Origin of the sequence: Fontimonas sp. SYSU GA230001 (assembly GCF_040066175.1) — a bacterium.
Taxonomy (GTDB): Bacteria; Pseudomonadota; Gammaproteobacteria; order Nevskiales; family Nevskiaceae; genus Solimonas.
The window spans coordinates 59,946-84,021 of sequence record NZ_JBEAAM010000006.1 but is presented as its reverse complement, the minus strand read 5'-3'; the positions used below and the strand labels follow the sequence as shown (position 1 = coordinate 84,021).

General features: G+C 65.2%; 37 protein-coding genes. 35 read left to right on the top strand and 2 right to left on the bottom strand.

Features of this window, described 5'->3' with window-relative positions; translation table 11 throughout:
* Positions 1-47: 47 nt before the first annotated feature.
* The 32 genes from rpsL to rplQ all read left to right on the top strand — a co-directional run bounded on the left by rpsL (position 48) and on the right by rplQ (position 18,288).
* Positions 48-443 (top strand): 30S ribosomal protein S12, encoded by a 396-nt coding sequence (gene rpsL, locus AAG565_RS03830; RefSeq protein ID WP_348818230.1) that lies wholly within the window; start codon positions 48-50, stop codon positions 441-443.
* 63 nt (positions 444-506) lie between these two features.
* A complete protein-coding gene (gene rpsG / locus AAG565_RS03825; RefSeq protein ID WP_348818229.1) occupies positions 507-980 on the top strand; it encodes a 30S ribosomal protein S7 in 474 nt (157 codons plus the stop codon).
* Between the two features lie 69 nt (positions 981-1,049).
* Entirely contained in the window at positions 1,050-3,143 is a 2,094-nt protein-coding gene (fusA, locus tag AAG565_RS03820) for an elongation factor G (protein ID WP_348818228.1), read from the top strand.
* Between the two features lie 81 nt (positions 3,144-3,224).
* Complete coding sequence (gene tuf / locus AAG565_RS03815) at positions 3,225-4,418, top strand: elongation factor Tu (RefSeq protein WP_348818227.1); 1,194 nt, start codon at positions 3,225-3,227, stop codon at positions 4,416-4,418.
* Between the two features lie 83 nt (positions 4,419-4,501).
* Entirely contained in the window at positions 4,502-4,819 is a 318-nt protein-coding gene (rpsJ, locus tag AAG565_RS03810; protein WP_348818226.1) for a 30S ribosomal protein S10, read from the top strand.
* A gap of 10 nt (positions 4,820-4,829) precedes the next feature.
* Positions 4,830-5,468 (top strand): 50S ribosomal protein L3, encoded by a 639-nt coding sequence (rplC, locus tag AAG565_RS03805; RefSeq protein WP_348818225.1) that lies wholly within the window; start codon positions 4,830-4,832, stop codon positions 5,466-5,468.
* Between the two features lie 22 nt (positions 5,469-5,490).
* Complete coding sequence (rplD, locus tag AAG565_RS03800; protein WP_348818224.1) at positions 5,491-6,096, top strand: 50S ribosomal protein L4; 606 nt, start codon at positions 5,491-5,493, stop codon at positions 6,094-6,096.
* On the top strand, positions 6,093-6,410 hold the full coding sequence (gene rplW / locus AAG565_RS03795) for a 50S ribosomal protein L23 (protein ID WP_348818223.1): 318 nt from the start codon (positions 6,093-6,095) through the stop codon (positions 6,408-6,410). Before rplD ends, rplW begins: the two co-directional genes overlap by 4 nt.
* A 13-nt stretch (positions 6,411-6,423) precedes the next feature.
* Entirely contained in the window at positions 6,424-7,257 is an 834-nt protein-coding gene (gene rplB / locus AAG565_RS03790) for a 50S ribosomal protein L2 (RefSeq protein ID WP_348818222.1), read from the top strand.
* A 12-nt stretch (positions 7,258-7,269) separates the two neighbouring features.
* On the top strand, positions 7,270-7,542 hold the full coding sequence (gene rpsS / locus AAG565_RS03785; protein ID WP_348818221.1) for a 30S ribosomal protein S19: 273 nt from the start codon (positions 7,270-7,272) through the stop codon (positions 7,540-7,542).
* 8 nt (positions 7,543-7,550) lie between these two features.
* Complete coding sequence (rplV, locus tag AAG565_RS03780) at positions 7,551-7,886, top strand: 50S ribosomal protein L22 (protein WP_348818220.1); 336 nt, start codon at positions 7,551-7,553, stop codon at positions 7,884-7,886.
* 4 nt (positions 7,887-7,890) lie between these two features.
* Positions 7,891-8,580 (top strand): 30S ribosomal protein S3, encoded by a 690-nt coding sequence (gene rpsC / locus AAG565_RS03775; RefSeq protein WP_348818219.1) that lies wholly within the window; start codon positions 7,891-7,893, stop codon positions 8,578-8,580.
* A 17-nt stretch (positions 8,581-8,597) separates the two neighbouring features.
* The gene (gene rplP / locus AAG565_RS03770; RefSeq protein WP_348818218.1) at positions 8,598-9,011 is read left to right on the top strand and encodes a 50S ribosomal protein L16; all 414 of its coding nucleotides are present in this window, start codon (positions 8,598-8,600) and stop codon (positions 9,009-9,011) included.
* Entirely contained in the window at positions 9,011-9,214 is a 204-nt protein-coding gene (gene rpmC / locus AAG565_RS03765; RefSeq protein WP_348818217.1) for a 50S ribosomal protein L29, read from the top strand. Before rplP ends, rpmC begins: the two co-directional genes overlap by 1 nt.
* Positions 9,214-9,507: a 30S ribosomal protein S17 gene (rpsQ, locus tag AAG565_RS03760; protein ID WP_348818216.1), complete on the top strand. Its 294-nt coding sequence runs from the start codon at positions 9,214-9,216 to the stop codon at positions 9,505-9,507. Before rpmC ends, rpsQ begins: the two co-directional genes overlap by 1 nt.
* Positions 9,508-9,511: 4 nt before the next feature.
* Entirely contained in the window at positions 9,512-9,877 is a 366-nt protein-coding gene (gene rplN, locus AAG565_RS03755; RefSeq protein ID WP_348818215.1) for a 50S ribosomal protein L14, read from the top strand.
* Positions 9,878-9,888: 11 nt separating this feature from the next.
* The gene (rplX, locus tag AAG565_RS03750) at positions 9,889-10,215 is read left to right on the top strand and encodes a 50S ribosomal protein L24 (protein ID WP_348818214.1); all 327 of its coding nucleotides are present in this window, start codon (positions 9,889-9,891) and stop codon (positions 10,213-10,215) included.
* A gap of 12 nt (positions 10,216-10,227) precedes the next feature.
* On the top strand, positions 10,228-10,764 hold the full coding sequence (gene rplE / locus AAG565_RS03745) for a 50S ribosomal protein L5 (protein ID WP_348818213.1): 537 nt from the start codon (positions 10,228-10,230) through the stop codon (positions 10,762-10,764).
* Positions 10,765-10,775: 11 nt separating this feature from the next.
* Positions 10,776-11,081: a 30S ribosomal protein S14 gene (gene rpsN / locus AAG565_RS03740; RefSeq protein WP_348818212.1), complete on the top strand. Its 306-nt coding sequence runs from the start codon at positions 10,776-10,778 to the stop codon at positions 11,079-11,081.
* A 13-nt stretch (positions 11,082-11,094) separates the two neighbouring features.
* Positions 11,095-11,490: a 30S ribosomal protein S8 gene (rpsH, locus tag AAG565_RS03735; protein ID WP_348818211.1), complete on the top strand. Its 396-nt coding sequence runs from the start codon at positions 11,095-11,097 to the stop codon at positions 11,488-11,490.
* A gap of 13 nt (positions 11,491-11,503) precedes the next feature.
* On the top strand, positions 11,504-12,034 hold the full coding sequence (gene rplF / locus AAG565_RS03730; RefSeq protein WP_348818210.1) for a 50S ribosomal protein L6: 531 nt from the start codon (positions 11,504-11,506) through the stop codon (positions 12,032-12,034).
* A 12-nt stretch (positions 12,035-12,046) separates the two neighbouring features.
* Entirely contained in the window at positions 12,047-12,403 is a 357-nt protein-coding gene (rplR, locus tag AAG565_RS03725) for a 50S ribosomal protein L18 (RefSeq protein ID WP_348818209.1), read from the top strand.
* 18 nt (positions 12,404-12,421) lie between these two features.
* Positions 12,422-12,925, top strand: a complete 504-nt coding sequence (rpsE, locus tag AAG565_RS03720; RefSeq protein ID WP_348818240.1) for a 30S ribosomal protein S5 — start codon at positions 12,422-12,424, stop codon at positions 12,923-12,925.
* A 15-nt stretch (positions 12,926-12,940) separates the two neighbouring features.
* Positions 12,941-13,129 (top strand): 50S ribosomal protein L30, encoded by a 189-nt coding sequence (gene rpmD / locus AAG565_RS03715; RefSeq protein WP_348818208.1) that lies wholly within the window; start codon positions 12,941-12,943, stop codon positions 13,127-13,129.
* Between the two features lie 39 nt (positions 13,130-13,168).
* Complete coding sequence (rplO, locus tag AAG565_RS03710; RefSeq protein WP_348818207.1) at positions 13,169-13,600, top strand: 50S ribosomal protein L15; 432 nt, start codon at positions 13,169-13,171, stop codon at positions 13,598-13,600.
* 68 nt (positions 13,601-13,668) lie between these two features.
* Complete coding sequence (gene secY / locus AAG565_RS03705) at positions 13,669-15,015, top strand: preprotein translocase subunit SecY (protein WP_348818206.1); 1,347 nt, start codon at positions 13,669-13,671, stop codon at positions 15,013-15,015.
* A 40-nt stretch (positions 15,016-15,055) separates the two neighbouring features.
* Complete coding sequence (gene rpmJ, locus AAG565_RS03700; protein ID WP_348818205.1) at positions 15,056-15,169, top strand: 50S ribosomal protein L36; 114 nt, start codon at positions 15,056-15,058, stop codon at positions 15,167-15,169.
* Between the two features lie 187 nt (positions 15,170-15,356).
* Positions 15,357-15,728 (top strand): 30S ribosomal protein S13, encoded by a 372-nt coding sequence (gene rpsM, locus AAG565_RS03695; RefSeq protein ID WP_348818204.1) that lies wholly within the window; start codon positions 15,357-15,359, stop codon positions 15,726-15,728.
* A gap of 18 nt (positions 15,729-15,746) precedes the next feature.
* Positions 15,747-16,151 (top strand): 30S ribosomal protein S11, encoded by a 405-nt coding sequence (rpsK, locus tag AAG565_RS03690; RefSeq protein WP_348818203.1) that lies wholly within the window; start codon positions 15,747-15,749, stop codon positions 16,149-16,151.
* Positions 16,152-16,167: 16 nt separating this feature from the next.
* Positions 16,168-16,788 (top strand): 30S ribosomal protein S4, encoded by a 621-nt coding sequence (gene rpsD / locus AAG565_RS03685; protein WP_348818202.1) that lies wholly within the window; start codon positions 16,168-16,170, stop codon positions 16,786-16,788.
* Positions 16,789-16,892: 104 nt separating this feature from the next.
* Positions 16,893-17,870, top strand: coding sequence for a DNA-directed RNA polymerase subunit alpha (rpoA, locus tag AAG565_RS03680; RefSeq protein ID WP_348818201.1), 978 nt, complete (start codon positions 16,893-16,895; stop codon positions 17,868-17,870).
* 22 nt (positions 17,871-17,892) lie between these two features.
* Complete coding sequence (gene rplQ / locus AAG565_RS03675; protein ID WP_348818200.1) at positions 17,893-18,288, top strand: 50S ribosomal protein L17; 396 nt, start codon at positions 17,893-17,895, stop codon at positions 18,286-18,288.
* A 93-nt stretch (positions 18,289-18,381) separates the two neighbouring features.
* On the opposite strand, the gene AAG565_RS03670 is transcribed toward rplQ, so the two are convergent.
* The gene (locus AAG565_RS03670) at positions 18,382-19,272 is read right to left on the bottom strand and encodes a phospholipase A (RefSeq protein ID WP_348818239.1); all 891 of its coding nucleotides are present in this window, start codon (positions 19,270-19,272) and stop codon (positions 18,382-18,384) included.
* A gap of 19 nt (positions 19,273-19,291) precedes the next feature.
* Positions 19,292-19,903, bottom strand: a complete 612-nt coding sequence (locus AAG565_RS03665; RefSeq protein ID WP_348818199.1) for a type IV toxin-antitoxin system AbiEi family antitoxin domain-containing protein — start codon at positions 19,901-19,903, stop codon at positions 19,292-19,294.
* A gap of 159 nt (positions 19,904-20,062) precedes the next feature.
* On the opposite strand from AAG565_RS03665, the gene AAG565_RS03660 reads away from it, so the two are divergent.
* From AAG565_RS03660 to AAG565_RS03650, 3 genes are read left to right on the top strand one after another with little or no spacing between them, the layout of a single operon-like run.
* The gene (locus AAG565_RS03660; protein ID WP_348818198.1) at positions 20,063-21,814 is read left to right on the top strand and encodes a monovalent cation:proton antiporter-2 (CPA2) family protein; all 1,752 of its coding nucleotides are present in this window, start codon (positions 20,063-20,065) and stop codon (positions 21,812-21,814) included.
* A complete protein-coding gene (locus AAG565_RS03655; protein WP_348818197.1) occupies positions 21,811-23,130 on the top strand; it encodes an adenylate/guanylate cyclase domain-containing protein in 1,320 nt (439 codons plus the stop codon). Before AAG565_RS03660 ends, AAG565_RS03655 begins: the two co-directional genes overlap by 4 nt.
* A gap of 49 nt (positions 23,131-23,179) precedes the next feature.
* Positions 23,180-24,073 carry an SPOR domain-containing protein gene (locus AAG565_RS03650; RefSeq protein ID WP_348818196.1) on the top strand — a complete coding sequence of 298 codons (894 nt, stop codon included), beginning with the start codon at positions 23,180-23,182 and terminating at the stop codon, positions 24,071-24,073.
* The last annotated feature ends 3 nt before the right edge of the window (positions 24,074-24,076 follow it).

The following is a 24,076-nucleotide window of genomic DNA, read 5'->3' as shown; positions in this document are numbered from 1 at the left end:
TCAGCGGAGGGTGCGTCTTTTCTTTGTCAAGCCGGGAAGTTCTCAACGTGCCAACAGTCAATCAGTTAGTGCGCAGCGGCCGCAGCACCATCAAGGTCAAGAGCAAGGTGCCGGCGCTCACCGGCTCGCCGCAGAAGCGCGGCGTGTGCACGCGCGTCTATACGACGACGCCGAAGAAGCCGAACTCGGCCTTGCGCAAGGTCTGCAAGGTCCGCCTGACCAATGGTTTCGAAGTCATCTCCTACATCGGCGGCGAAGGCCACAACCTGCAGGAGCACTCGGTCGTCATGATCCGTGGCGGCCGTGTCAAGGATCTTCCCGGCGTCCGCTATCACACGGTGCGCGGCGCGCTTGACTGCGCCGGTATCGACAAGCGCCGCCAGGGCCGTTCCAAGTACGGCGCCAAGCGTCCCAAGGACGGCGCGGCTGCCGCGAAGAAGTAAACGGGCTTTGCCCGAGTAAGGCGCGGCGCCTGCCGCGCCTGAAGACCACCGAAGGAATCCATCATGTCCCGTCGTCGCAAACCGGAAGCCCGCAAGGTCCTCCCCGATCCGAAGTTCAAGAGCGAGCTGATCTCCAAGTTCGTCAACATGGTCATGGAGAGTGGCAAGAAGTCCGTCGCCGAGAAGATCGTGTACGGCGCGCTCGATCAGGTCGTCGCCAAGAAGAAGATCGAATCACCGGCCGAGTACCTGCAGAGCGCGTTCGACAACGTCGCGCCGATGGTCGAGGTCAAGTCCCGCCGGGTCGGTGGTGCCACCTACCAGGTGCCGGTCGAAGTGCGTGCGTCGCGTCGTACCACGCTGGCGATGCGCTGGCTGATCGAGGCCGCGAGCAAGCGCGGCGAACAGGGCATGGAAGACCGTCTCGCGGGCGAGCTGATGGACGCCGCCGAAAACCGCGGCGCCGCCGTGAAGAAGCGCGAAGACACCCACAAGATGGCAGAGGCCAACAAGGCCTTCTCGCACTTCCGCTGGTAACACCGAATCCGGGGCCGGGCCGCAGGGCTTGAGTCCCGCGGCCCTGACGCCCTTTCACCGAGTTCTCCTATGCCCCGCACGACGCCCATCGAGCGCTACCGCAACATCGGCATCTCCGCGCACATCGACGCCGGCAAGACCACGACGACCGAGCGCGTCCTGTTCTATACCGGCGTGAACCACAAGCTCGGCGAAGTGCATGATGGCGCCGCCACCATGGACTGGATGGAGCAGGAGCAGGAGCGCGGCATCACCATCACCTCCGCGGCCACGACGACGTTCTGGCGCGGAATGGCGAATCAGTTCGAGCAGCACCGCATCAACATCATCGACACGCCGGGACACGTGGACTTCACGATCGAAGTCGAGCGTTCGATGCGCGTGCTCGATGGCGCCTGCATGTTGTACTGCGCGGTCGGCGGCGTACAGCCGCAGTCGGAGACGGTGTGGCGCCAGGCCACCAAGTACGGCGTGCCGCGCCTGGCGTTCGTCAACAAGATGGACCGCACCGGCGCCGACTTCTTCAAGGTCTATCGCCAGATGAAGGAGAAGCTGCGTGCCAACCCGGTGCCGATCGTGATTCCGATCGGTGCCGAGGAAAACTTCAAGGGCGTGGTCGATCTGATCAAGATGAAGGCGATCATCTGGGACGAGGCGTCCCAGGGCATGAAGTTCGACTACACCGACATCCCGGCCGACCTCCTCGACCTCGCCAAGGAGTGGCGCGAGAAGATGGTCGAGTCCGCGGCCGAGGCCTCGGAAGAGCTGATGAACAAGTACCTCGAGGAGGGCGACCTCAGCGAGGCGGAGATCAAGGCGGCACTGCGTCAGCGCACGATCGCGCTCGAGATCGTCCCGATGCTGTGCGGTTCGGCGTTCAAGAACAAGGGCGTGCAGCGGATGCTCGACGCCGTCGTCGAGTTCCTACCGTCGCCGGTGGACGTGCCTGCCATCAAGGGCATCGACGCCAACACCGAGCAGCCGGTCGAACGTCACGCGTCCGACGATGAACCGTTCTCGGCGCTGGGCTTCAAGATCATGACCGACCCCTTCGTCGGTCAGCTGACCTTCATCCGCGTCTATTCCGGCGTGCTGAAGAAGGGCGACAGCGTCTACAACTCGCGCAGCGGCAAGTCGGAGCGCATCGGCCGTCTGGTGCAGATGCACGCGAACAACCGTGACGAGATCGAGGAAGTGCGCGCCGGTGACATCGCCGCCTGCGTCGGACTCAAGGAAGTCTATACGGGTACCACGCTGGCCGCGGCCGACAAGCCGGTCGTGCTGGAGCGCATGGAGTTCCCCGAGCCGGTGATCAGCCAGGCCGTGGAGCCCAAGACCAAGGCCGACCAGGAAAAGATGGGCATTGCGCTGAACAAGCTGGCCCAGGAAGATCCGTCGTTCCGCGTCAAGACCGACGAGGAAACCGGGCAGACGATCATCTCTGGCATGGGCGAGCTGCACCTGGAAATCCTCGTCGATCGCATGAAGCGCGAGTTCAAGGTCGAGGCCAACGTCGGCGCGCCGCAGGTGGCCTACCGCGAAACCATCCGCAAGTCGGTCGAGGCCGAAGGCAAGTTCGTCCGTCAGTCCGGCGGCCGCGGCCAGTACGGTCATTGCTGGCTGCGCCTGGAGCCGCAGGAGCCGGGCAAGGGCTATGAGTTCGTCAACGCCATCGTCGGCGGCGTCATTCCAAAGGAGTACGTCCCGGCGATCGACAAGGGTATCCAGGAGGCGATGAAGAACGGCGTCGTCGCCGGTTACCCGGTCGTCGATGTGAAGGTCACGGTGTTCGACGGCTCGTACCACGACGTCGACTCCAACGAAATGGCCTTCAAGATCGCCGGCAGCATGGGCTTCAAGGAGGGCGCCGCCAAGGCCAATCCGGTGATCCTCGAACCGATCATGGCGGTCGAGGCGGAGACGCCGGAAGACTACATGGGCGATGTCATGGGCGACCTCAACCGGCGCCGTGGCGTCATCCTGGGCATGGAGGACAACTACGGCGCCAAGATCATCAAGGCCGAGGTGCCGCTGTCCGAGATGTTCGGTTACTCGACGCAGCTGCGCTCGATGTCGCAAGGCCGCGCGACATACACGATGGAGTTCAAGAAGTACCAGGAGGCGCCGGCGAACGTGATCGCGGCGCTGACCAAGAAGTCCTGATTCAGTTAACCCGTAGGGCGGCTGCGGCCGCCGATTGATCGACGGCGGGCAACCCCCGCCCTACAACCGAGGTAGAGAGCGATGTCGAAGGAAAAGTTTGAACGCAAGAAGCCGCACGTGAACGTGGGGACGATCGGGCACGTGGACCATGGCAAGACGACGACGACTGCGGCACTGACGAAGGTGTCTGCGGACAAGTTTGGTGGGACGTACGTGCCGTACGACCAGGTGGCGAAGGCGTCGGAGTCGCAGGGTCGTCGTGACGCGACGAAGATTCTGACGATTGCGACCTCGCACGTGGAGTACGAGACGGCGAACCGTCACTACGCGCACGTGGACTGCCCTGGGCACGCGGACTACGTGAAGAACATGATCACGGGGGCTGCGCAGATGGACGGCGCGATTCTGGTGGTGTCGGCGGTGGACGGTCCGATGCCGCAGACGCGCGAGCACGTGCTGCTGGCCAAGCAGGTGAACGTGCCCAAGATCGTGGTGTGGCTGAACAAGTGCGATCTGGTGGAAGACGCCGAGCTGCTGGACCTGGTCGAGATGGAAGTTCGCGACCTGCTGAACAAGTACGGTTTCGACGGTGACAACACGCCGGTGATCCGTGGTTCGGCGACCAAGGCGATCGCGGGCGATCCGGCGTGGGTGGCGAAGCTGGAAGAGCTGTACGCTGCGCTGGACACGTGGATTCCGGAGCCGCAGCGCGAGATCGACAAGCCGTTCCTGCTGCCGATCGAGGACGTGTTCTCGATTTCGGGCCGCGGCACGGTGGTGACGGGTCGTATCGAGCGTGGTCTGATCAAGGTGGGCGAGGAAGTCGAGATTGTCGGCATCCGTCCGACGCAGAAGACGACGATCACGGGCGTGGAGATGTTCCGCAAGCTGCTGGACCAGGGGCAGGCGGGCGACAACGTGGGGCTTCTGCTGCGCGGCACGAAGAAGGAAGACGTGGAGCGCGGGCAGGTGGTGTGCAAGCCTGGCTCGATCAACCCGCACTCGAAGTTCGAGGGCGAGGTGTACGTTCTGACGAAGGAAGAGGGCGGACGTCACACGCCGTTCTTCAAGGGCTACCGTCCGCAGTTTTACTTCCGCACGACGGACGTGACGGGGTCCGTGGAGATCAAGCAGGAGATGGTGATGCCTGGTGACAACGTGCAGATGACGGTGGAGCTGATCAGCCCGATCGCGATGGAAGAGGGCGTGCGCTTCGCGATCCGCGAGGGCGGCCGCACCGTCGGCGCCGGCGTCGTCACCAAGATCCTCGCCTGACGTTTCGAGCTTTACTTTTCGCAGGGGCGCGAATAGAATTCGCGCCCCTTTTGTTCCACGCTCTTTAATCCGGAAGACACAGCATGGCCGCGACCAGCCAATCTATTCGCATCCGGCTCAAAGCGTTCGACCACCGCCTGATCGACAAGTCGGCGAAGGAGATCGTTGAGACCGCGAAGCGCACCGGTGCCGTCGTGCGCGGGCCGATCCCGCTGCCCACGCGCAAGGAACGTTTCACCGTTCTCGTTTCGCCGCACGCCGACAAGGATGCGCGCGACCAGTACGAGATTCGTACGCACAAGCGGCTCATGCAGATCGTCGATCCCACGGAGAAGACCGTGGACGCGCTCTCCAAGCTGGACCTGCCCGCGGGCGTCGAAGTCCAGATCTCGCTGAATTGAGGAGGCGGACATGACGATCGCAATCGTGGGCCGCAAGGCCGGCATGACCCGGGTTTTCACGGAAACCGGCACTGCCATTCCGGTGACGGTGATCGAGTGCACGCCCAATCGCGTGACTCAGGTCAAGACCGTCGAGAACGATGGTTACCGCGCGGTGCAGGTCACCGTCGGTGAGCAGAAGGCCAGCCGCCTGAGCAAGGCGCAGGCGGGCATTTACAAGAAGGCTGGCGTTGCGGCCGGCCGCGGACTGTGGGAGATCCGCCTCGACGACAACGAGGGTGCGGACCTGCAGGCCGGTTCGGAGATCAAGGTCGGTGCGTTCGACGGCGTCAAGGCCGTGGATGTCACCGGCGTCTCCAAGGGCAAGGGCTTTGCGGGCGTGCAGAAGCGCTGGAATTTCGGCGGCGGACGCGCGACGCACGGCAACTCGCTCTCGCACCGCGCCCCTGGCTCGATCGGTCAACGTCAGAGCCCCGGCCGCGTGTTCAAGGGCAAGAAGATGGCCGGCCACATGGGCTCCGACCGTGTGACGGCGCTGAATCTCGACCTGGTCAAGATCGATACGGAACGCAACCTCCTGCTGGTCAAGGGGGCTGTGCCGGGCGCTACGAATGGCGATGTCATCGTGCGCCCCACGGTGAAGGCGTAAGGCTCACTGGGGAAAAACGGCAATGGATATTCAACTGCACAACAGCACCGCCAAGCTTTCGGTATCGGACGCCGTCTTCGGCGCCGAGTACAACGAGCCGCTCATTCACCAGGTCGTGACCGCGTACCTCGCGGGCGGCCGCGCCGGCACCAAGGCGCAGAAGAGCAAGGCGATGGTTTCCGGCGGCGGCAAGAAGCCGTGGAAGCAGAAGGGCACCGGCCGCGCGCGCGCCGGCTCGATCCGCTCGCCCCTGTGGCGCGGCGGCGGCAAGACCTTCGCGGCCGTGCCGCGCGATTTCTCGCAGAAGGTCAACCGCAAGATGTACCGCGGCGCCATCCGCTCGATCGTCGCCGAGCTCAACCGTCAGGGACACCTGATCGTCGCGGAGTCGTTCCCGGTCGATGCGCCCAAGACCAAGTCCCTGGTCGAGCGTCTGAAGTCGATGTCGGCCGACGACATCCTGATCGTCACCGGCGAGCTGGACAAGAACCTGTTCCTGTCGGCCCGCAACATCCCGCACGTCGCCGTCTGCGACGTCGAAGCGATCAATCCGGTCGTGCTGCTCAGCCACGAGAAGGTGCTGATGACGGCGGACGCGGTCAAGAAGCTGGAGGCCTGGCTGCAATGAGCAAGTACAAGACCGCGACCGATCGCCTGCACCAGGTCATTCTAGGTCCCGTGATCTCGGAAAAGAGCACGCGCGTGGCCGAAAAGGCCAACACGGCGGTGTTCAAGGTCGCCCGCGACGCCGAGAAGCCGGAAATCAAGAGCGCCGTCGAGCAGCTGTTCAACGTCAAGGTGAACGACGTGCGCACGCTCAACGTCAAGGGCAAGAACAAGCGCTTTGGCCGCTTCGAAGGCAAGCGCTCCGATTGGAAGAAGGCTTACGTCACGCTCGCCGAGGGTCAGGAGATCGATTTCCTGGCCGGCGCGGCGAACTGAGAGGATACGGACCATGCCATTGGTCAAACTGAAGCCGACGTCGCCGGGCACGCGCCACCAGGTCAAGGTGGTGACGCCGGGCCTTTGGAAGGGTGCGCCGCACGCTGCGCTGCTGGAGAGCCAGAAGTCCACGGGTGGACGCAACAACAATGGCCACATGACCACGCGCCACAAGGGCGGCGGTCACAAGCAGCACTATCGTCTGGTCGATTTCAAGCGCACCAAGGACGGCATTCCGGCCAAGGTCGAGCGCGTCGAGTACGATCCGAACCGTTCGGCGCACATCGCGCTGCTGTGCTACGCCGACGGCGAGCGCCGTTACGTGATCGCGCCGCGCGGTGTCGCCGAGGGTGACGTCTTGCAGTCCGGTACGGACGCGCCGATCAAGCCGGGCAACGTGCTGCCGCTGCGCAACATCCCGGTCGGTTCGACGATCCATTGCGTCGAGCTGCGCCCCGGCAAGGGCGCCCAGCTGGCGCGTTCCGCCGGCGCCAGCGTGCAGCTGGTCGCCCGCGAAGGCCAGTACGTGACGATCCGCCTGCGTTCGGGCGAGATGCGTAAGGTGCTCGGTGAGTGCCGTGCCGCCATCGGCGAAGTCAGCAACAACGAGCACAACCTGCGCCAGTACGGCAAGGCCGGCGCCATGCGCTGGAAGGGTATCCGCCCAACGGTGCGTGGTGTCGTCATGAACCCGGTCGATCATCCGCACGGCGGTGGCGAGGGTCGCTCCGGTCAGGGCAACCCGCATCCGGTGACGCCCTGGGGGCAGCAGACCAAGGGCCTCAAGACCCGCAAGAACAAGCGCACGCAGAAGTTCATCGTGCGCAGCCGCCACTCGAAGAAGTAAGCAGGTAACGACATGTCGCGTTCCGTCAAGAAGGGTCCGTTCGTGGACCACCACCTCGCGAAGAAAGTCGAGGAGATGGCCTCGCAGCGCGTGAAGAAGCCGATCAAGACCTGGTCGCGCCGCTCGATGATCACGCCCGATTTCGTCGGCCTGACCATTCAGGTGCACAACGGCAAGCAGCACATGCCGGTGTTCATCACCGACAACATGGTCGGCCACAAGCTCGGCGAGTTCGCGCCGACGCGGACCTTCAAGGGTCACGCGGCCGACAAGGCGACCAAGTGAGGCCCGCCATGCAGACGCAAGCCATCCTCAAGTTCGTCCGCCTGTCGCCGAAGAAGGCGCGTCCGGTCGCCGATCTGGTGCGCGGCAAGAAGGTCGATGAGGCGCTGAACATCCTCAAGTTCTCGACGCGCAAGCCGGCCAAGGTCATCCGCAAGGTGCTGGAGTCGGCCATCGCCAACGCCGAGAACAACCACGGCGCCGATGTCGATGAACTCAAGGTCGCCGAGATCTTCATCGATCAGGGGCCGGTGCTCAAGCGCATCATGCCGCGCGCCAAGGGGCGGGCGGATCGCATCGTGAAGCCGACTTCGCACATCACCATCCGCGTCAGCGACGGGAACTGAAGCCATGGGTCATAAAGTCAATCCGAACGGGTTCCGCCTCGGCGTCACCACCAAGTGGACGTCGAACTGGTACGCGGAGCGCGGCGCCTACGGCGATACGCTGCTCAAGGACATGGCGGTGCGCGAGTTCCTGAGCAAGAAGCTGGCGCAGGCGTCGGTGTCGCGCATCCAGATCGACCGCCCGGCGAAGTCCGCGCGCGTCACGATCCACACCGCGCGCCCCGGCATCGTCATCGGCAAGAAGGGCGAGGACATCGAAAAGCTCAAGCAGGAGGTCGCCAAGATCATCGGGCTCAAGGCCGATTCGGTGCACCTCTCGGTCGAGGAAATCCGCAAGCCGGAACTCGATGCCAAGCTGATTGCCGACTCGGTCGCGCAGCAGCTCGAGCGCCGCATCATGTTCCGCCGTGCGATGAAGCGCGCGGTGCAGAACGCAATGCGTATCGGCGCCGGCGGCATCAAGATCCAGGTCGGCGGCCGCCTGAACGGCGCCGAGATCGCGCGCACCGAGTGGTATCGCGAAGGCCGCGTGCCGCTGCACACGCTGCGCGCCCACGTGGACTACGCGGTCGGCGAAGCACGCACGACCTACGGCGTGATCGGCGTCAAGGTGTGGGTGTTCACTGGCGAAGTGTTCGACGGCGACCGTCGCCATGATCGTAAGGACGAGGCCGCCGAGGCCGCTGCGGCCTAAAGACGGAGAAGACTGCAATGCTGCAGCCCAAGCGAACGAAATTCCGCAAGCAACGTAAAGGCACGAACACCGGCCTGGCGCTGACCGGCAACAAGGTCAGCTTCGGCGAGTGGGGTCTGAAGACGACCGAGCCCGGCCGCATCACCGCGCGCCAGATCGAAGCCGCGCGCCGCGTGATCACGCGCTACATCAAGCGCGGCGGCAAGGTCTGGATCCGCATCTTCCCGGACGTGCCGGTGACCAAGAAGCCGCTCGAAGTCCGCATGGGTTCGGGCAAGGGCAACGTCGAGTACTGGGTTGCGAAGGTGCAGCCCGGCAAGGTGCTGTACGAGATGGAAGGGGTGGACGAGACCACCGCGCGCGAGGCTTTCCGCTTGGCGGCTGCGAAGCTGCCGGTGAAGACCTCGTTCGTCAACCGGACGATCATGTGATGAAGGCCCAGGAATACATCAAGGCCCTGCGCGGCAAGGACGCGAAGGCGCTCGGCGAGGAACTGGCGGCGCTGCGCAAGGAGCAGTTCAACCTGCGCATGCAGCAGACCACCGGCCAGGGTGGCAAACCCCATCTGGTCAAGGACGTGCGCAAGAAGATCGCGCGTCTGAAGACCGTCATGGCCCAGCAGGTGAAGGCGTGATGAGCGAACAGACCGAAAAGAAGACCGAGCGCCGCATCGTCGGCCGCGTCGTCAGCAACAAGGCCGACAAGACCATCACCGTGCTCGTCGAACGCAGCGAGCGCCATCCGGTCTACGGCAAGATGCTGCGCCGTTCGACGAAGCTGCGCGCGCACGACGAGAACAACGAGTGCAACGAGGGCGATCTGGTCGCCATCGTCGAGACGCGTCCGCTGTCCGCGACCAAGCATTTCCGGCTGGTCGAGGTTCTGCAGAAGGCGAGCGCGCTGCAGCAGCAATCCGCCGGAGCCTGACGCCATGATCCAGCAGGAATCCTATCTGGTGGCCGCCGACAACAGTGGCGCGCGCGTGGTGCAGGTTATTCAGGTCAAGGGTTCGACCTACCGGCGCTATGCCGGCGTGGGCGATCTCATCAAGGTCACCGTCAAGGACGCGATCCCGCGCGGCAAGGTCAAGAAGGGCGAGGTGCACGACGCCGTCGTCGTTCGCACCAAGTTCCCGATCAAGCGCGCCGACGGGTCGGTGATCCGTTTCGACAGCAACGCCGCGGTGTTGGTGTCCAACAAGCTGGAGCCGCTGGGCACCCGCATCTTCGGGCCGGTGACGCGCGAACTGCGCGACCGGTTCATGAAGATCGTGTCGCTGGCTCCGGAAGTTCTGTAAGGGGCACGGGAATGAACAAGATCCGCAAGGGCGACGAGATCGTCGTCATCGCCGGCAAGGACAAGGGGCGCCGCGGCAAGGTGTCGCAGGTCCTGGCGAACGGCAAGCTCGTCGTCGAAGGCGTCAACGTCGCCAAGAAGCACCAGAAGCCGAATCCGAATGCCGGCATCGCCGGTGGCGTCGTCGAGAAGGAGATGCCGCTCGACGTGTCGAACGTGATGCTCTGGAATCCGAAGACCAGCAAGGGCGATCGCGTCGGCTTCCGCTTCGAGGGCGAAGGCGAGAAGCGCCGCAAGGTGCGTGTCTTCAAGTCCAGCCAGGAACTGGTGGACGGTTAAGGGCAGTCAATCATGGCCAATCTGCAAACCCTTTATCGCGAGAAGATCGCGCCGGAGCTCGGCAAGAAACTGGGCCTCAAGCCCATGGAAGTGCCGCGTATCACCAAGATCACGCTGAACATGGGCGTGGGCGAGGCGACGACCGACCGCAAGGTCATCGAGAACGCCGTTGCCGACATGACGGCGATCGCCGGCCAGAAGCCGGTCGTGACCAAGACGCGCATCGCCATCGCGGCGTTCAAGGTCCGCGAGAACTACCCGGTCGGCGTCAAGGTGACGCTGCGCCGGGAGCGCATGTACGAATTCCTGGAGCGCCTGATCAGCATCTCGCTGCCGCGCATCCGCGACTTCCGCGGCATCTCGGCGCGCGGCTTCGACGGCCGTGGCAACTTCAACTTCGGCATCACCGAGCAGATCATCTTCCCGGAGATCGACTACGACAAGGTCGATGCGCTGCGCGGCATGAACATCACCATTACCACGACGGCGAAGACCGACGAGCAGGGCAAGGCGCTGCTCGACGCATTCAGCTTCCCGTTCCGCAAGTGAGGCAGTAGACCATGGCCAAGACCAGCATGATCGAACGCGAGAAGAAGCGCGCGAGCCTCGCCAAGCGTTACGCGAACAAGCGCGCGAAGCTCAAGGAGATCATCTCCAGCACGACGGCTTCGATCGAAGAGAAGGACGCCGCCGTCGTCTCGCTGCAGAAGTTGCCGCGCGACTCGAGCAAGGCGCGTCAGCGCTCGCGCTGCGAGCTGACCGGCCGCCCGCGCGGCGTGTACCGCAAGTTCAAGCTCGGCCGCAACAAGCTGCGCGAAGCCGCCATGAAGGGCGAAATCCCGGGCCTGAAGAAGGCGAGCTGGTAACAGGGACTAGAACATGAGCATGACTGATCCGATCGCCGACTTCCTGACCCGCATCCGCAATGGTCAGCAGGCGCGCAAGAAGCAGGTGACCGTGCCTTCGTCGAAGGTCAAGGAAGCCATCGCCGCCGTGCTGAAGGAAGAAGGCTACATCGCCGATTTCAGCGTCATCGCCGACGGCGCCAAGAAGACGCTGACGCTGACGCTGAAGTACTTCGAGGGCAAGCCCGTGATCGAGCGCCTGGAGCGCATCTCGCGGCCGTCGCTGCGCGTGTACAAGGGCAAGGACGAGCTGCCGAAGGTGCTCGGCGGCCTCGGCGTCGCGATCGTCTCGACGCCCAGTGGCGTCGTCAGCGACCGCAAGGCGCGGGCGGCCGGGCAGGGCGGCGAAGTCATCTGCGTCGTCGCATAAGGAGACGGAAGAAATGTCCCGCGTAGCAAAGATGCCGGTACAGTTGCCGGCCGGCGTGCAGGTCAGCACGGCCGATGGCCAGCTGACGGTCAAGGGTGCGAAGGCATCCGTTACGGTCAACATCCCGGCGTCGGTGAAGATCGACGTGAACGGCAATGTGGCCACCATCAGCGCCGATTCGGTCAAGGCCAACGCGATGGCCGCCGGTACGACCCGCGCGATCCTCAACAATGCGGTGATCGGCGTGTCCAAGGGTTATGAGAAGAAGCTGACTCTGGTCGGTGTCGGTTACCGCGCCGCGACACAGGGCAAGAAGCTCAACCTGAGCCTCGGCTTTTCGCATCCGATCGAGTATCCGATCCCGGACGGCATCACGGTGGAGACGCCCAGCCAGACGGAAATCCTCGTCAAGGGCGCCGACAAGAAGATGGTCGGCCAGGTTGCGGCCGACATCCGCGGCTTCCGTCCGCCCGAACCGTACAAGGGCAAGGGTGTGCGTTACTCGACCGAGAAGGTCGTGATGAAGGAAGCCAAGAAGAAGTAATCGAGAGCTGCCATGAAAGACAAGAAGCTGACCCGTCTGCGCCGCGCCCGCCGCACGCGCGCACACATCCGCGAGCTCGGCGTGCATCGCCTGGCCGTGCACCGCACGTCGCAGCACATTTACGCGCAGATCATCGCGCCGGACGCCGCCCAGACCCTCGTCTCCGCTTCGACCGTCGAGAAGGAGCTGTCGGCCGGTCTGAGCAGCACCAGCAACGTCGATGCCGCCAAGAAGATCGGCGCCGCGATCGCCGAGCGGGCAAAGGCCAAGGGCATCAGCAAGGTCGCCTTCGACCGCGCTGGCTTCAAGTTTCACGGCCGCATCAAGGCGCTGGCCGACGCCGCGCGTGAAGGCGGCCTGGAGTTCTAAGACATGGCAAACCAGCAGATGAACTACGACGAAGCGCAGTCCGGCACCGAGCTGAAGGAAAAGCTGGTCGCGGTCAATCGCGTGTCGAAGACCGTCAAGGGTGGCAAGCAGTTCGCGTTCACCGCGCTGACGGTCGTCGGCGACGGTGCCGGCCGCGTCGGCTTCGGCTACGGCAAGGCGCGCGAGGTGCCGGCCGCGATCGCCAAGGCGATGGAGCAGGCGCGCAAGAGCATGGTCACCGTTCCGCTCAAGGGGCTGACCGTTCAGCACGAGATCTGGGGCCGGCACGGTGCGTCCAAGGTGTTCCTGCGTCCCGCCTCGGACGGTACCGGCGTGATCGCAGGTGGCGCGATGCGCGCGGTGTTCGAGGTTGCCGGCGTGCAGAACATCCTGGCGAAGTCGTTCGGTTCGCGTAACCCGATCAACCTGGTGCGCGCAACGATGGACGCGCTCACGGCCATGAGCCTGCCGTCGGAGATCGCCGCCAAGCGCGGCAAGACGGTCGAAGAGATTCTCGGTTAATCGGTGGACACGGTCATGACGGACACCAAGAAGGTCAAGCTCACGCTGGTGCGCAGCCTCGCCAAGAAGCTGCAGACCCACAAGGACTGCGTCCACGGCCTCGGCCTGCGGCGCATGCACCAGAGCGTCGTCGTTGCTGCTACGCCGGAGAACATGGGCATGGTGCGCAAGGCGTCGTATCTGCTCAAGGTCGAGGAAGTCTGATCTCCCGGCGATCGGGAATCGGCAATCGGAAATCGAGATATGAAACTGAACGACATCAAACCGGCCGCGGGCGCCAAGACCTCGAAGGTTCGCGTCGGCCGTGGCATCGGTTCCGGCCTGGGCAAGACCGCCGGCCGCGGCCACAAGGGTCAGCACGCACGCAAGGGTGGCTACCACAAGCTCGGCTTCGAAGGTGGCCAGATGCCGATCCAGCGGCGTCTGCCCAAGCGCGGCTTCAACTCGCCGCTCGCCGGCCTGACGGCGGAAGTGCGTCTGTCCGAGCTGGAGAAGATGAAGGCGACCGAGATCGATCTGGCGACGCTCAAGGCCGAGGGCGTGGTGTCGGCCAGTGCCCAGACCGCCAAGATCATCAAGTCCGGCGCGCTGAGCCGCAAGCTGGCGCTCAAGGGCGTGCTCGTGACCAAGGGTGCCCGCGAGGCGATCACGGCGGCCGGCGGCAGTATCGATTGACGTCGATGTGACGGCCGGGGCCATCCAGCGCCCCGACTCTCAGGACATACGGACCTCGCAATAGAAACATGGCGAAAGCACCTGGCATGCCGGCCGGATCGATGATCCCGGACCTCAGCAAAGTGGGCGAAGTCAAGAATCGCCTGCTGTTCCTGCTGGGCGCGATCATCGTCTTCCGCATCGGCAGCTACATCCCGGTGCCGGGCATCGATCCGGCGCAGCTCGCGGCGCTGTTCAACCAGAGCCGTGGCTCGATCCTGGACATGTTCAACATGTTCTCCGGCGGCGCGCTCGAGCGTCTGTCGATCTTCGCGCTGGGCGTGATGCCGTACATCTCGGCGAGCATCATCGTGCAGCTGATGACCGCGGTGGTTCCGCAGCTCAAGGAGCTGAAGAAGGAGGGGGAGTCCGGCCGGCGGCAGATCACGAAGTACACGCGCTACGGCACGCTGGCTCTGGCCCTGTTCCAGTCCTTTGGCGCCGCGCTGGCGTTGCAGCGGTCGGGCATCGCGATCAATCCGGGTTTCGCATTCGTGTTCACCGCGACCGTGTCGCTGGTGACCGGCACGATGTTCCTGATGTGGCTGGGTGAGCAGATCACCGAACGCGGCATCGGCAACGGCATCTCGATGATCATCTTCGCCGGCATCGTTGCCGGATTCCCGCGCGCGCTCGCGGGCACGGCACAGCTGGTCAGCGAGGGTTCGATCAGCGCGTTCACCGTCCTCGTCGTGCTGCTACTCGTGGCGGCAGTGACTTGGGGGGTCGTCTATGTGGAACGCGCGCAGCGCCGGATCCCGGTGCATCACGCCCGCCGCCAGCAGGGACGCAAGGTGTTCGCCGCGCAGACGCAGCATCTGCCGCTGAAGATCAACATGTCGGGTGTGATTCCGCCGATCTTCGCGTCGTCGCTGATCCTGTTCCCGGCATCGCTGGTGCAGTTTTTCGGCGACGACAGCGGCGGCGGCGGTGTGCTGCAGCGCATCTCGAACGCGCTGGCCCCGGGCCAGCCGCTGTACACGATGCTCTACGGCCTGCTGATCGTGTTCTTCTGCTTCTTCTACACGGCGCTGGTGTTCGACTCGCGCGAGACGGCGGAGAACCTGAAGAAGTCGGGCGCCTTCATCCCGGGCGTGCGGCCGGGGGCGATGACCGGCCGGTACATCGACCAGGTGCTGACCCGGCTGACCGTGATCGGATCGATCTACATCCTGGCGGTATGCCTGACGCCGGAAGTGCTGCGCTCCTTCGTGCCGAGCATTCCGTTCTATTTCGGCGGTACCTCGCTGCTGATTACCGTGGTGGTGGTGATGGACTTCATGGCGCAGTTGCAGGCCCATTTGATGTCGCACCAGTACGAGGGCCTGATGAAGAAGGCCAATCTGAAAACACTGAGCGGAGTGCCGGGCCGCTGAAGGCCGGCCGCAGATCCGATTAATTGATGAGGTTGAAGCGATGAAAGTCCGGGCTTCGGTCAAGAAGATGTGCCGCAATTGCAAGGTTGTCCGCCGCAACGGGGTGGTTCGCGTGCTGTGCACCGACCCGCGCCACAAGCAGCGGCAGGGGTGATTCGCTGCGCTTGCGAAGCCCTGCTTCGCGTGGCGAATCACCGGCAGTCAAGGATGGCTGCCCCGGGCTTCGCCGAAGCGCACGAAGTCGCGCCAGGGATGGCAGAAACATTTGGAATTTGAAGGATTCGACAGGTTTCACTACAATACCCGGCTTTTCCGCGCGGGTTTGAGCTGAGGTTTCGACTATGGCACGTATCGCGGGCGTCAACATCCCGGATCGCAAGCACACCGTCATCGCCCTGCGGGCGATCTATGGCATCGGCGCGACGCGCGCCAAGAAGATCTGCGCCGCTGCGGGTATCGACCCGACGGCACAGATCCGCACGCTGACGGAGGGCGAGCTGGATCGGCTGCGCGCCGAGGTCGGCAAGTACACCGTCGAGGGCGATCTGCGCCGCGAGGTGTCGATGAGCATCAAGCGCCTGGTGGACCTGGGCTGCTACCGCGGGCAGCGCCATCGGCGCGGCCTGCCGGTCCGTGGCCAGCGCACGCGCACCAACGCGCGCACCCGCAAGGGCCCCCGCCGCGCGACCATTGCGGCCAAGAAGAAAGTGTAATCATCCCGAGATCGATCCATGGCAACGCCGACCAACACCGCAGCCGCAGCGGCCAAGCGCAAGAAGGTCAAGAAGAACGTCACCGACGGGGTGGCGCATATTCACGCATCCTTCAACAACACCATCGTCATGATCACCGACCGTCAGGGCAACACTCTGGCGTGGAGTACGGCCGGTGCGGCCGGCTTCAAGGGTTCGCGCAAATCCACGCCGTTCGCTGCGCAGGTCGCTGCGGACAAGGCCGCGCAGGCGGCGATGGAGCACGGCGTGAAGAACGTCGAAGTCCGCGTCAACGGGCCGGGGCCGGGCCGTGAGTCGGCCGTGCGCGCGCTCAATGCCGCCGGCATCAAGGTCACCAGCATCACGGACGTGACGCCGATCCCTCACAACGGTTGCCGCGCGCCCAAGCGCCGCCGCGTCTAACGCGAGGACAACGAAAATGGCTCGTTACATTGGACCCAAGTGCAAGCTGTCGCGTCGCGCCGGCACGGATCTGCTGCACAAGTCGCGCGCCCGCGCGATCGACAGCAAGTGCAACATGGAGACCCGCCCGGGTCAGCATGGCGCCGCGAAGACGCGTCTGTCGGATTACGCCCTGCAGCTGCGCGAGAAGCAGAAGCTCAAGCAGATGTACGGCGTGCTCGAGCGCCAGTTCCGCAACTATTACAAGAAGGCCGCCGCGCGCAAGGGCGCGACCGGTCTGATGCTGCTGCAGCTCCTGGAATCGCGGCTGGACAACGTCGTCTATCGCATGGGCTTCTCGCGCACGCGCGCCGAGGCCCGCCAGCTGGTCGGCCACAAGGGCGTGCTGGTCAATGGCAAGCCGGTCAACGTGCCGTCGTACCAGGTGCAGGTCGGCGATGTCGTTTCGATCCGCGAGGGCGCCAGGAACCAGTCGCGCATCGCCGAGGCCCTGTCGATCGCTGCGCAGATCGGCCTGCCCGATTGGATCGAGGTGGACGAGAAGGGGCTCAAGGGCACCTACAAGTCCGTGCCGACGCGCGACCAGATCCTGCCCGACATCAACGAGGCGCTGGTCGTCGAGCTGTACTCCAAATAACGTCGGTGCTGCCCGCGGGGCTGCACTGACTCCGGCGGTTCGGGCCGACGCCGTGCGTGGCCCGACCGCCGCGCATCAATTCATCGCTTCAAGCGAGGTTTTTCATGAACGTAGTTGCCGATCTCCTCAAGCCGCGTCAGATCGAGGTGGAGACGCTGTCGCCGAATCGTGCGCGCGTCACGCTGGAGCCGATGGAGCGGGGCTTCGGACATACGTTGGGCAATGCGCTGCGCCGCATCCTGCTGTCGTCGATCCCCGGCGCCGCGATCACCGAAGTGCAGATCGAAGGCGTGGTGCACGAGTACAGCGCCATCGAAGGCGTGCAGGAGGACGTGCTCGACATCCTGCTCAACATCAAGAACATCGCCGTGCGCCTGCACGCACGCGACGAGGCGACCCTGCGCCTGGAGAAGTCGGGCAAGGGCGTGGTCACCGCGGCGGACATCGCGCTCGACCACGACGTCGAGATCGTCAACCCGGACCTGGTGCTCGCGCACCTGACCGGTGGCAAGCTGAACATGACCCTGAAGGTCACGCGCGGCCGCGGCTACGTGCCGGCGGTGAGCGCGGTGCGTGAGGAAGAGACCCGCGGCATCGGCGTGCTCAAGCTGGACGCCTCGTACAGCCCGGTGCGCCGTGTCAGCTACAGCGTCGAGCGCGCGCGTGTCGCGCAGCGCACCGACCTCGACAAGCTGATTCTCGATGTCGATACCAACGGCAGCGTCGATGCCGCCGAGGCCGTGCGCCTGTCCGCGCGCATCCTGCGCGATCAGCTGTCGGTGTTCGTCGATCTGGAAGCCGAGGCCGCGCAGGCGGCGCTGGCCCCGGGCAAGAAGGATCTCTCGCCGATCCTGTTCCGCCCGATCGACGATCTGGAGCTGACGGTGCGTTCGGCCAACTGCCTCAAGGCCGAGAACATCTACTACATCGGCGATCTGGTGCAGCGCACCGAGATGGAGCTGATGAAGACGCCGAACCTCGGCAAGAAGTCGCTCAACGAGATCAAGGAAGCGCTCAAGGCGCACGATCTCGATCTCGGCATGAAGCTCGACAACTGGTCGTCGCCGAAGGTTTCGGCCTGATCCGATTCAAGGAAACTGACCCATGCGCCACAAGATTTCGGGCCGTACCTTCGGCCGCACCAGCGCCCACCGCAAGGCCACGATGCAGGCGATCACCGTCGCACTGCTGCAGCACGAGCTGATCAAGACCACGCTGCCCAAGGCCAAGGAGCTGCGCCGTTTCGCCGAGCCGCTGATCACCCGCGCCAAGGAAGACTCGGTCGCCAACCGCCGCCTGGCGTTCTCGCGCCTGCGCGATCGCGATGCCGTGCAGAAGCTGTTCAACGAGCTGGGGCCGCGCTACAAGACCCGTCCGGGCGGTTATCTGCGCATCCTGCACTGCGGCTTCCGCGCCGGCGACGACGCGCCGATGGCCTATGTCGAGCTGGTTGACCGGCCGGCGCCGGCGGCTGCGACCGAGCAGGCGAGCGCAGCGTAAGTCAGGACAGGCTGTGAACGAAGACGGGCGCCCATGCGGCGCCCGTCTTTTTGATGGTGGCGGCCACGGATGGCCGTGGCCTGGCCAGGATCGCTATCGCGACAGCATGTAGCCGACGCCGATCCGCGTGATGCTGCGGTTGTAATCGGCGAGGCTCTCGCCGTAGCCATTCCAGACGTAGAAGTTCCAGTAGGCATAGTCCGACGCCGGCATGCTGTACACGGCTTCGATCGCGCCCTTTCCGGTGCTTGCATTGCCGCGCAGCATCAGCGAGAGCTGATGCTTGGCAGCGCCGGCCAGCTTCATCTGCACGCGCAGTTCGCCATGGCCGTAGTAGTCGGTGATATCGGGATTGTCGTCGCGCTTCGGATCTGCCGGGCTCCGGCCCTCGTCTTCGGGGATGCGGTACCAGACCCGCAGGTGCGTCAGCAGGCCCGCTGTCTCGTAGTACGCGGCGCCGATGATGCGGTTCCAGCTGCGTGAGTCGGGCAGCGTCTTGCCGTTGGACTCGTGGTCGGCGCCGATGTCGAAGCCCAGCCCCGGCAGTTCGGCCCAGTTCGGCTTCCAGCGATAGAACAGCTCCGGGTTGTAGTTGGTTTCGCGGAACGGCCGCGAGTCGTTGCCGTTGTAGAGCTGCCAGAACGAGCGCTGGGTGTAGCCGAAGAACAGGTTGCGGTTGAAAAGGCGCTGCTTCAGGCTGATCTGGAACAGCACCTCGGTCGTCTCCGCGTCGTACTCGCGGCTCCAGGTGAGCGGCATCGCGTACATCGGCTTGTGGAACGACAGGCCGCGGGTCTGGCTGACCAGCGTGAAGCGGTCGGCGTCCAGGCGCAGATTGTCGAACACGCCGCGGACCCGGGCTGGTGCCGGGGGCGCCGCTTCTGCAGCCGCGGGCGGCGTTTCCGGACCGACCACCTGATCCGGCGGCTCCTGTGCCGCGACGACGGCGGGCAGCAGAAGCACCGGCAGGTTCCAGTGGCGCATCGTCACCGGCCTGGTTCCGTCATGGCGGCAGCAGGGCGTCCACGTAGGGCTTCATGACCCGCTCCACCCGGCACAGCCGGGCGTAGTGCCACAGCTTGCGCAGATTGATCTCGCGTTCGGCCAGCGCCGAGCGCAAGGCATCGACCGCAATGTGCGGACCGATCTTGTTGCGGAACTTGAACAGGTCGGCCAGGGTTTTCTCCAGGCTGTAGATCGGGACTTTGACGTTCTCCAGCTGGTGGGTCTCGATGCCCTCGGTGAAGGCGGCGCCGCCCAGACGCGCGACGCGGATGTCCGGGAAATCGACCCTCGGCTTGGCGGCGCGCCGCTCGATCGCGACGTGGATCTCGTCCATGTCGAACGCCGCGAGTCCGTGGAACGCGAGTGCCGATTGCAGGCAGACGATGCCGTTGGGCACGGCGCGGGCGACCAGGGCGAGGGCCAAGTCGGGCGACAGCCGGGAATGTGCCGCGACGTAACTCCCACGTCCGAGCTTCTTCAACAGTCCGCGCTCACACAGGCGGCGCAGGTATTCCGCCTGTATTCCGTGCGGCAGCAGGTCCTTGGGGCGCAGGACGCCCCGTTTCTGGACCAGCTGTAAGATGCGCTCGGACTTGCTGTGTTCGTCCATCCTGTGAACAACCGCCGCCACTTCGAATATCTGTAGATATTTTGAAACGTGGCGATTGTCCGGGAAACCGCCAGCATCTTCAACGTATTGTTGAGGATGTAATGATATCTGTATGTTTTATATACTTTTTATTGTCTAGGTTCGATCCGGAGCCGGCACGTGCTCGCTGACATCGCGCTGTTCCTGGCCGCGGCCGTGCTGATCGTCCCGCTGTTCCTGCGTTTGCGCCTGGGTGCGGTGCTCGGCTACCTGAGCGCCGGCATCGCGATCGGCCCGCACGGTCTGAACCTGATCGGCGGGACGCAGGACGTCCTGCACTTCGCCGAATTCGGGGTCGTGCTGTTGTTGTTTATCGTCGGTCTGGAACTTCAGCCGAGCCGCCTGTGGACGCTGCGCCGCATGGTGTTCGGCCTGGGCGGCGCGCAAGTGGCCGTGACCGGTGCGCTGTTGTTCGTCGTGGTGCTGTGGATCGGCGTGGACTGGCGCGCCGCGACGGTCGCCGGCCTGGGGCTGGCGATGTCATCGACCGCCTTCGTGCTGCAGATGCTGGCCGAGCGCAAGGAGCTGGCCACGCATCACGGGCGTGCCGCGTTTGCCACACTGCTGTTCCAGGATCTCGCGGTGATTCCGATGCTCGCGCTGGTGCCCTTGCTGGCGAGCAGTGCCGAACTCGATGCCGCGTCTGGATGGTGGCAGACGCTGAAGATCCTCGTCGCCTTCGCGCTGGTGATCTTCAGCGGCCGCTACGTCGTGCATCCGCTGATGCGCGCAGTCGCCGCGGTACAGACTCCCGAGCTGTTCACGGCCGCGGCGCTGCTGATCGTCATCGCCACCGCGCTGGCGATGGATGCCGCGGGACTGTCGATGTCGCTCGGTGCGTTCCTGGCCGGCATGCTGCTGTCCGATTCGGAGTTTCGGCACCAGCTGCAGGCGGACATCGAACCCTTCAAGGGCATGCTGCTCGGCCTCTTCTTCATCGCCGTCGGCATGTCGGCCGACATCGGCCTGCTGTTGGCCGATCCGCTGCTGCTCCTCGAACTGACTGCCGGACTGATGCTGGCCAAGGCCTCGATTCTGTATGTGCTGGGCCGCGCCTCGGGTCTGGCGCCGGCGGCCGGTCGCGCCTACGCGGCGGCGCTGGCGCAGGGTGGCGAATTCGCCTTCGTGTTGTTCAGCGTCGCGGTCGGCGCCGGTGTGATGAGCCCGCAGACCGCGGCGCTGCTGGTCGTCGTCGTCACGCTGTCGATGATCGCCACGCCGCTGCTGTATGCGGCGCAGGCGCGTGTCCGGCGGCCGGATGCCGCGATGTCCTATGACACGATCGACGCCCCCGAGCGCACGGTGCTGATCGCCGGATTCGGTCCGGTGGGGCAGATCATCGCGCGCATCCTGCGCATCAAGCGCATCCCGTTCACCGTGCTGGACAAGGATTCGCAGCAGGTGGACTTCGTGCGCCGCTTCGGCAACAAGATCTTCTACGGCGATGCCGGACGACTCGATCTGCTGCGCGCGGCGCATGCCGACAAGGCCAGCCTGTTCGTGCTGACGATCCCGGACATCGAGGCTTCGCTGCAGGTCGCCGGCGTCGTGCGCCGGCATTTCCCGAACCTGCGCATCTTCGCGATTGCGGTCAACCGCCTGCACGCCCTGCGCCTGATGGATCTCGGCATCACGGACGTGGTGCGCCGCAGCTTCTTTTCGTCGCTGGAGATGTCGCGCGAGCTGCTGCAGGCGCTGGGCAGCAGCGAGGACGAGGCGCGTCACATCGTCGAGACGTTCCGCGAGCACGACGAGGCGACGCTCAAGCGCCAGCAGGCGGTGGCCCACGACGAGAAGCTGTTCATCCAGACCGCGCAGGACGCCGCGCGCGAACTGGAGCAGCTCTTCGAGCAGGACGCGAAGCGGCCATGAACGCGGCCCCGAACGTGGCGCCGGATCTGACCGCGCATCTGCTGGTTTCGCTGATCGCGCTGGGCATCGGCATCGCATTCCTATCCGCGGACCGCCAGTCGCCGGCCTCGCGGGCGCTGGCCGGCGGCTTTGCGTGTATCGGCCTTTCGATCTTCGGCAACGTGGTCCTACCGGCGCACCTGTCGATTGCGCCGTCGTGGGCCGGCCTGCTCGCCGTGCCCGAGATGCTGTCGATCTTCTTCGTGCTGGAGTGGATCCTGCGCGTGCGCCGCATGGTGCCGGTCGCGGCCGGCTGGAACACGCGCTTCGGCGACCGCGTGCTGCGCGCGGGTCAGCTGTCCGGCCTGGCCTACGGACTGTTCTCCGTGTTCTGGCCCGACGTGCGCGACGAGCACTTCATCCGCGCAGCGGCACAGCCGCTGATCATGCTGTCGCCCGGTTTCTGGATGTTCATGGGGCCGGTGCTGCTGGCGATGATGGCCGGCCTGGTCGGTATCGTGCTGCTGCTCAACCGCCGCCCCGAGCGCGGCGAGACCATCCGCGTGATCGCGATGGCGCTGGCCACGCCGTTCTTCGTTTCCGGCTTCGTGCTGCCGCTGCAGCAGGCGGCGATTGCCGTGGCGGTCGGCGAGGTGATCTTCCTGATCGGCGCGGTGCACTACCACGTGCTGCAGGGTCAGCGTGGCCAGTTCATGTCGCGCTTCCTGTCGCCGCAGGTCGCGCGCCTGGTATCGGAGCGCGGCCTGGATCAGGCGATGCGCGAGACCAGCCGCGAGATCTCGGTCGTCGCCTGCGACCTGCGCGGCTTCACCGCCTATGCGGCCGCGCATCCGTCGAGCCAGGTGCTTGCGGTGCTGCGCGAGTACTACGACGCGGTCGGTCGCGAGGTCGCCGCGTTCGGCGCGACGATCAAGGACTTCGCCGGCGATGGCATCCTGATTCTGGTCGGCGCGCCCTTGCCGGACACCGACCACGCACGCCACGCACTGGCCCTGGGCAGTCGCATCCGCGAAGTGGGTCTGGAACTGACCGCACGCTGGAGCCGTCCCGGCTATGCGCTGGGCATCGGTGTGGGCATCGCCACCGGCAACGTCACCGTCGGCGTGATCGGCTCGGCGTCGCGCCTCGAATACACTGCCGTCGGCTCGGCGGTGAACCTCGCCTCGCGCCTGTGCGAAGCGGCGGCCAGCGGTGAAGTCCTGGTCGATGCGCGCACAGCCGAGCTGGGTGGACCGGACGGATTCGATTCCCGTGCGCCGGTCGCCTTGAAAGGTTTCGCCGAGCCGGTGACGCTGTATGCCCGGGCCGCCGGGTGAATCCGGGCCTGCGGCTGTGACGTAGACGACAGGAACGATGGGGGCGCCGATGCGTGGCTCTTTTGCGCTGTGTCTGCTGGCGTGCGGGATCTGCGCAAGCGCGCCCGCGGCCGAGCCGGCGCTCGCCTTCGTGGCGGCGCTGCAGCCCCCGGTCTGGGTCGAGCGCGACGGTGCGCGACGCGCGCTCGCCGCAGGCGATGTCCTGCAGGCCGGCGACCGTTACGAGACCGGCACCGGCGGCCGCCTGCAGATCGGCCTGCGCGAAGCCAGCACCATCAAGCTGGGGGAGGAGGCGGACTTCGCCGTGCCGGTACTCGCGCAGGCGGACGACGGCAGCGACACCGGTGTGCTCAGGGGCGCACTCAAGGTGCTCAGAGGCGCATTCCGTTTCACGACCAGCGCCATTGGTGCGCTGCGGCGCCGCGAGCTGGACGTCGCCATCGGTCCGACCGTCACCGTCGGCATCCGTGGCACGGACGTCTGGGGCAAGTCCGACGCGCAGCGCGACCTGGTTTGCCTGATCGAGGGCCGAATCGATGTGTCCAGTCCGGGTGAACCGGTGCGACGCATGGATCGGCCCTTGAGCTACTACTACGTGCCGCGCGGAAAGCCAGCGCCGCCGATCGCGCCGGCACCACCCGCCGAGCTGGCGCAGTGGGTGCCGCAGACCGATCTGCGCGACGACCTGCCGGCGCTGTACGCCGACGGCCGCTACCGCGTTTCGCTGGTGTCCTACGCGCAGGAGAGCCGTGCCCACGACAAGGCGCAGCGGCTGTCCGAGCAGGGCTATGCAGCGACCGTCCAAGCGTATCCACACGGAGGCCGGATGCGCTATCGCCTCGTCGTCGCCGGCCTGCGCACGCAGGCCGAAGCGCAGCGCTTCGCCGATGCGATGAAGGTGCGCCTGCAGCTGCCGTATCCATGGGTGATGGCGCCGCCGTGAAGC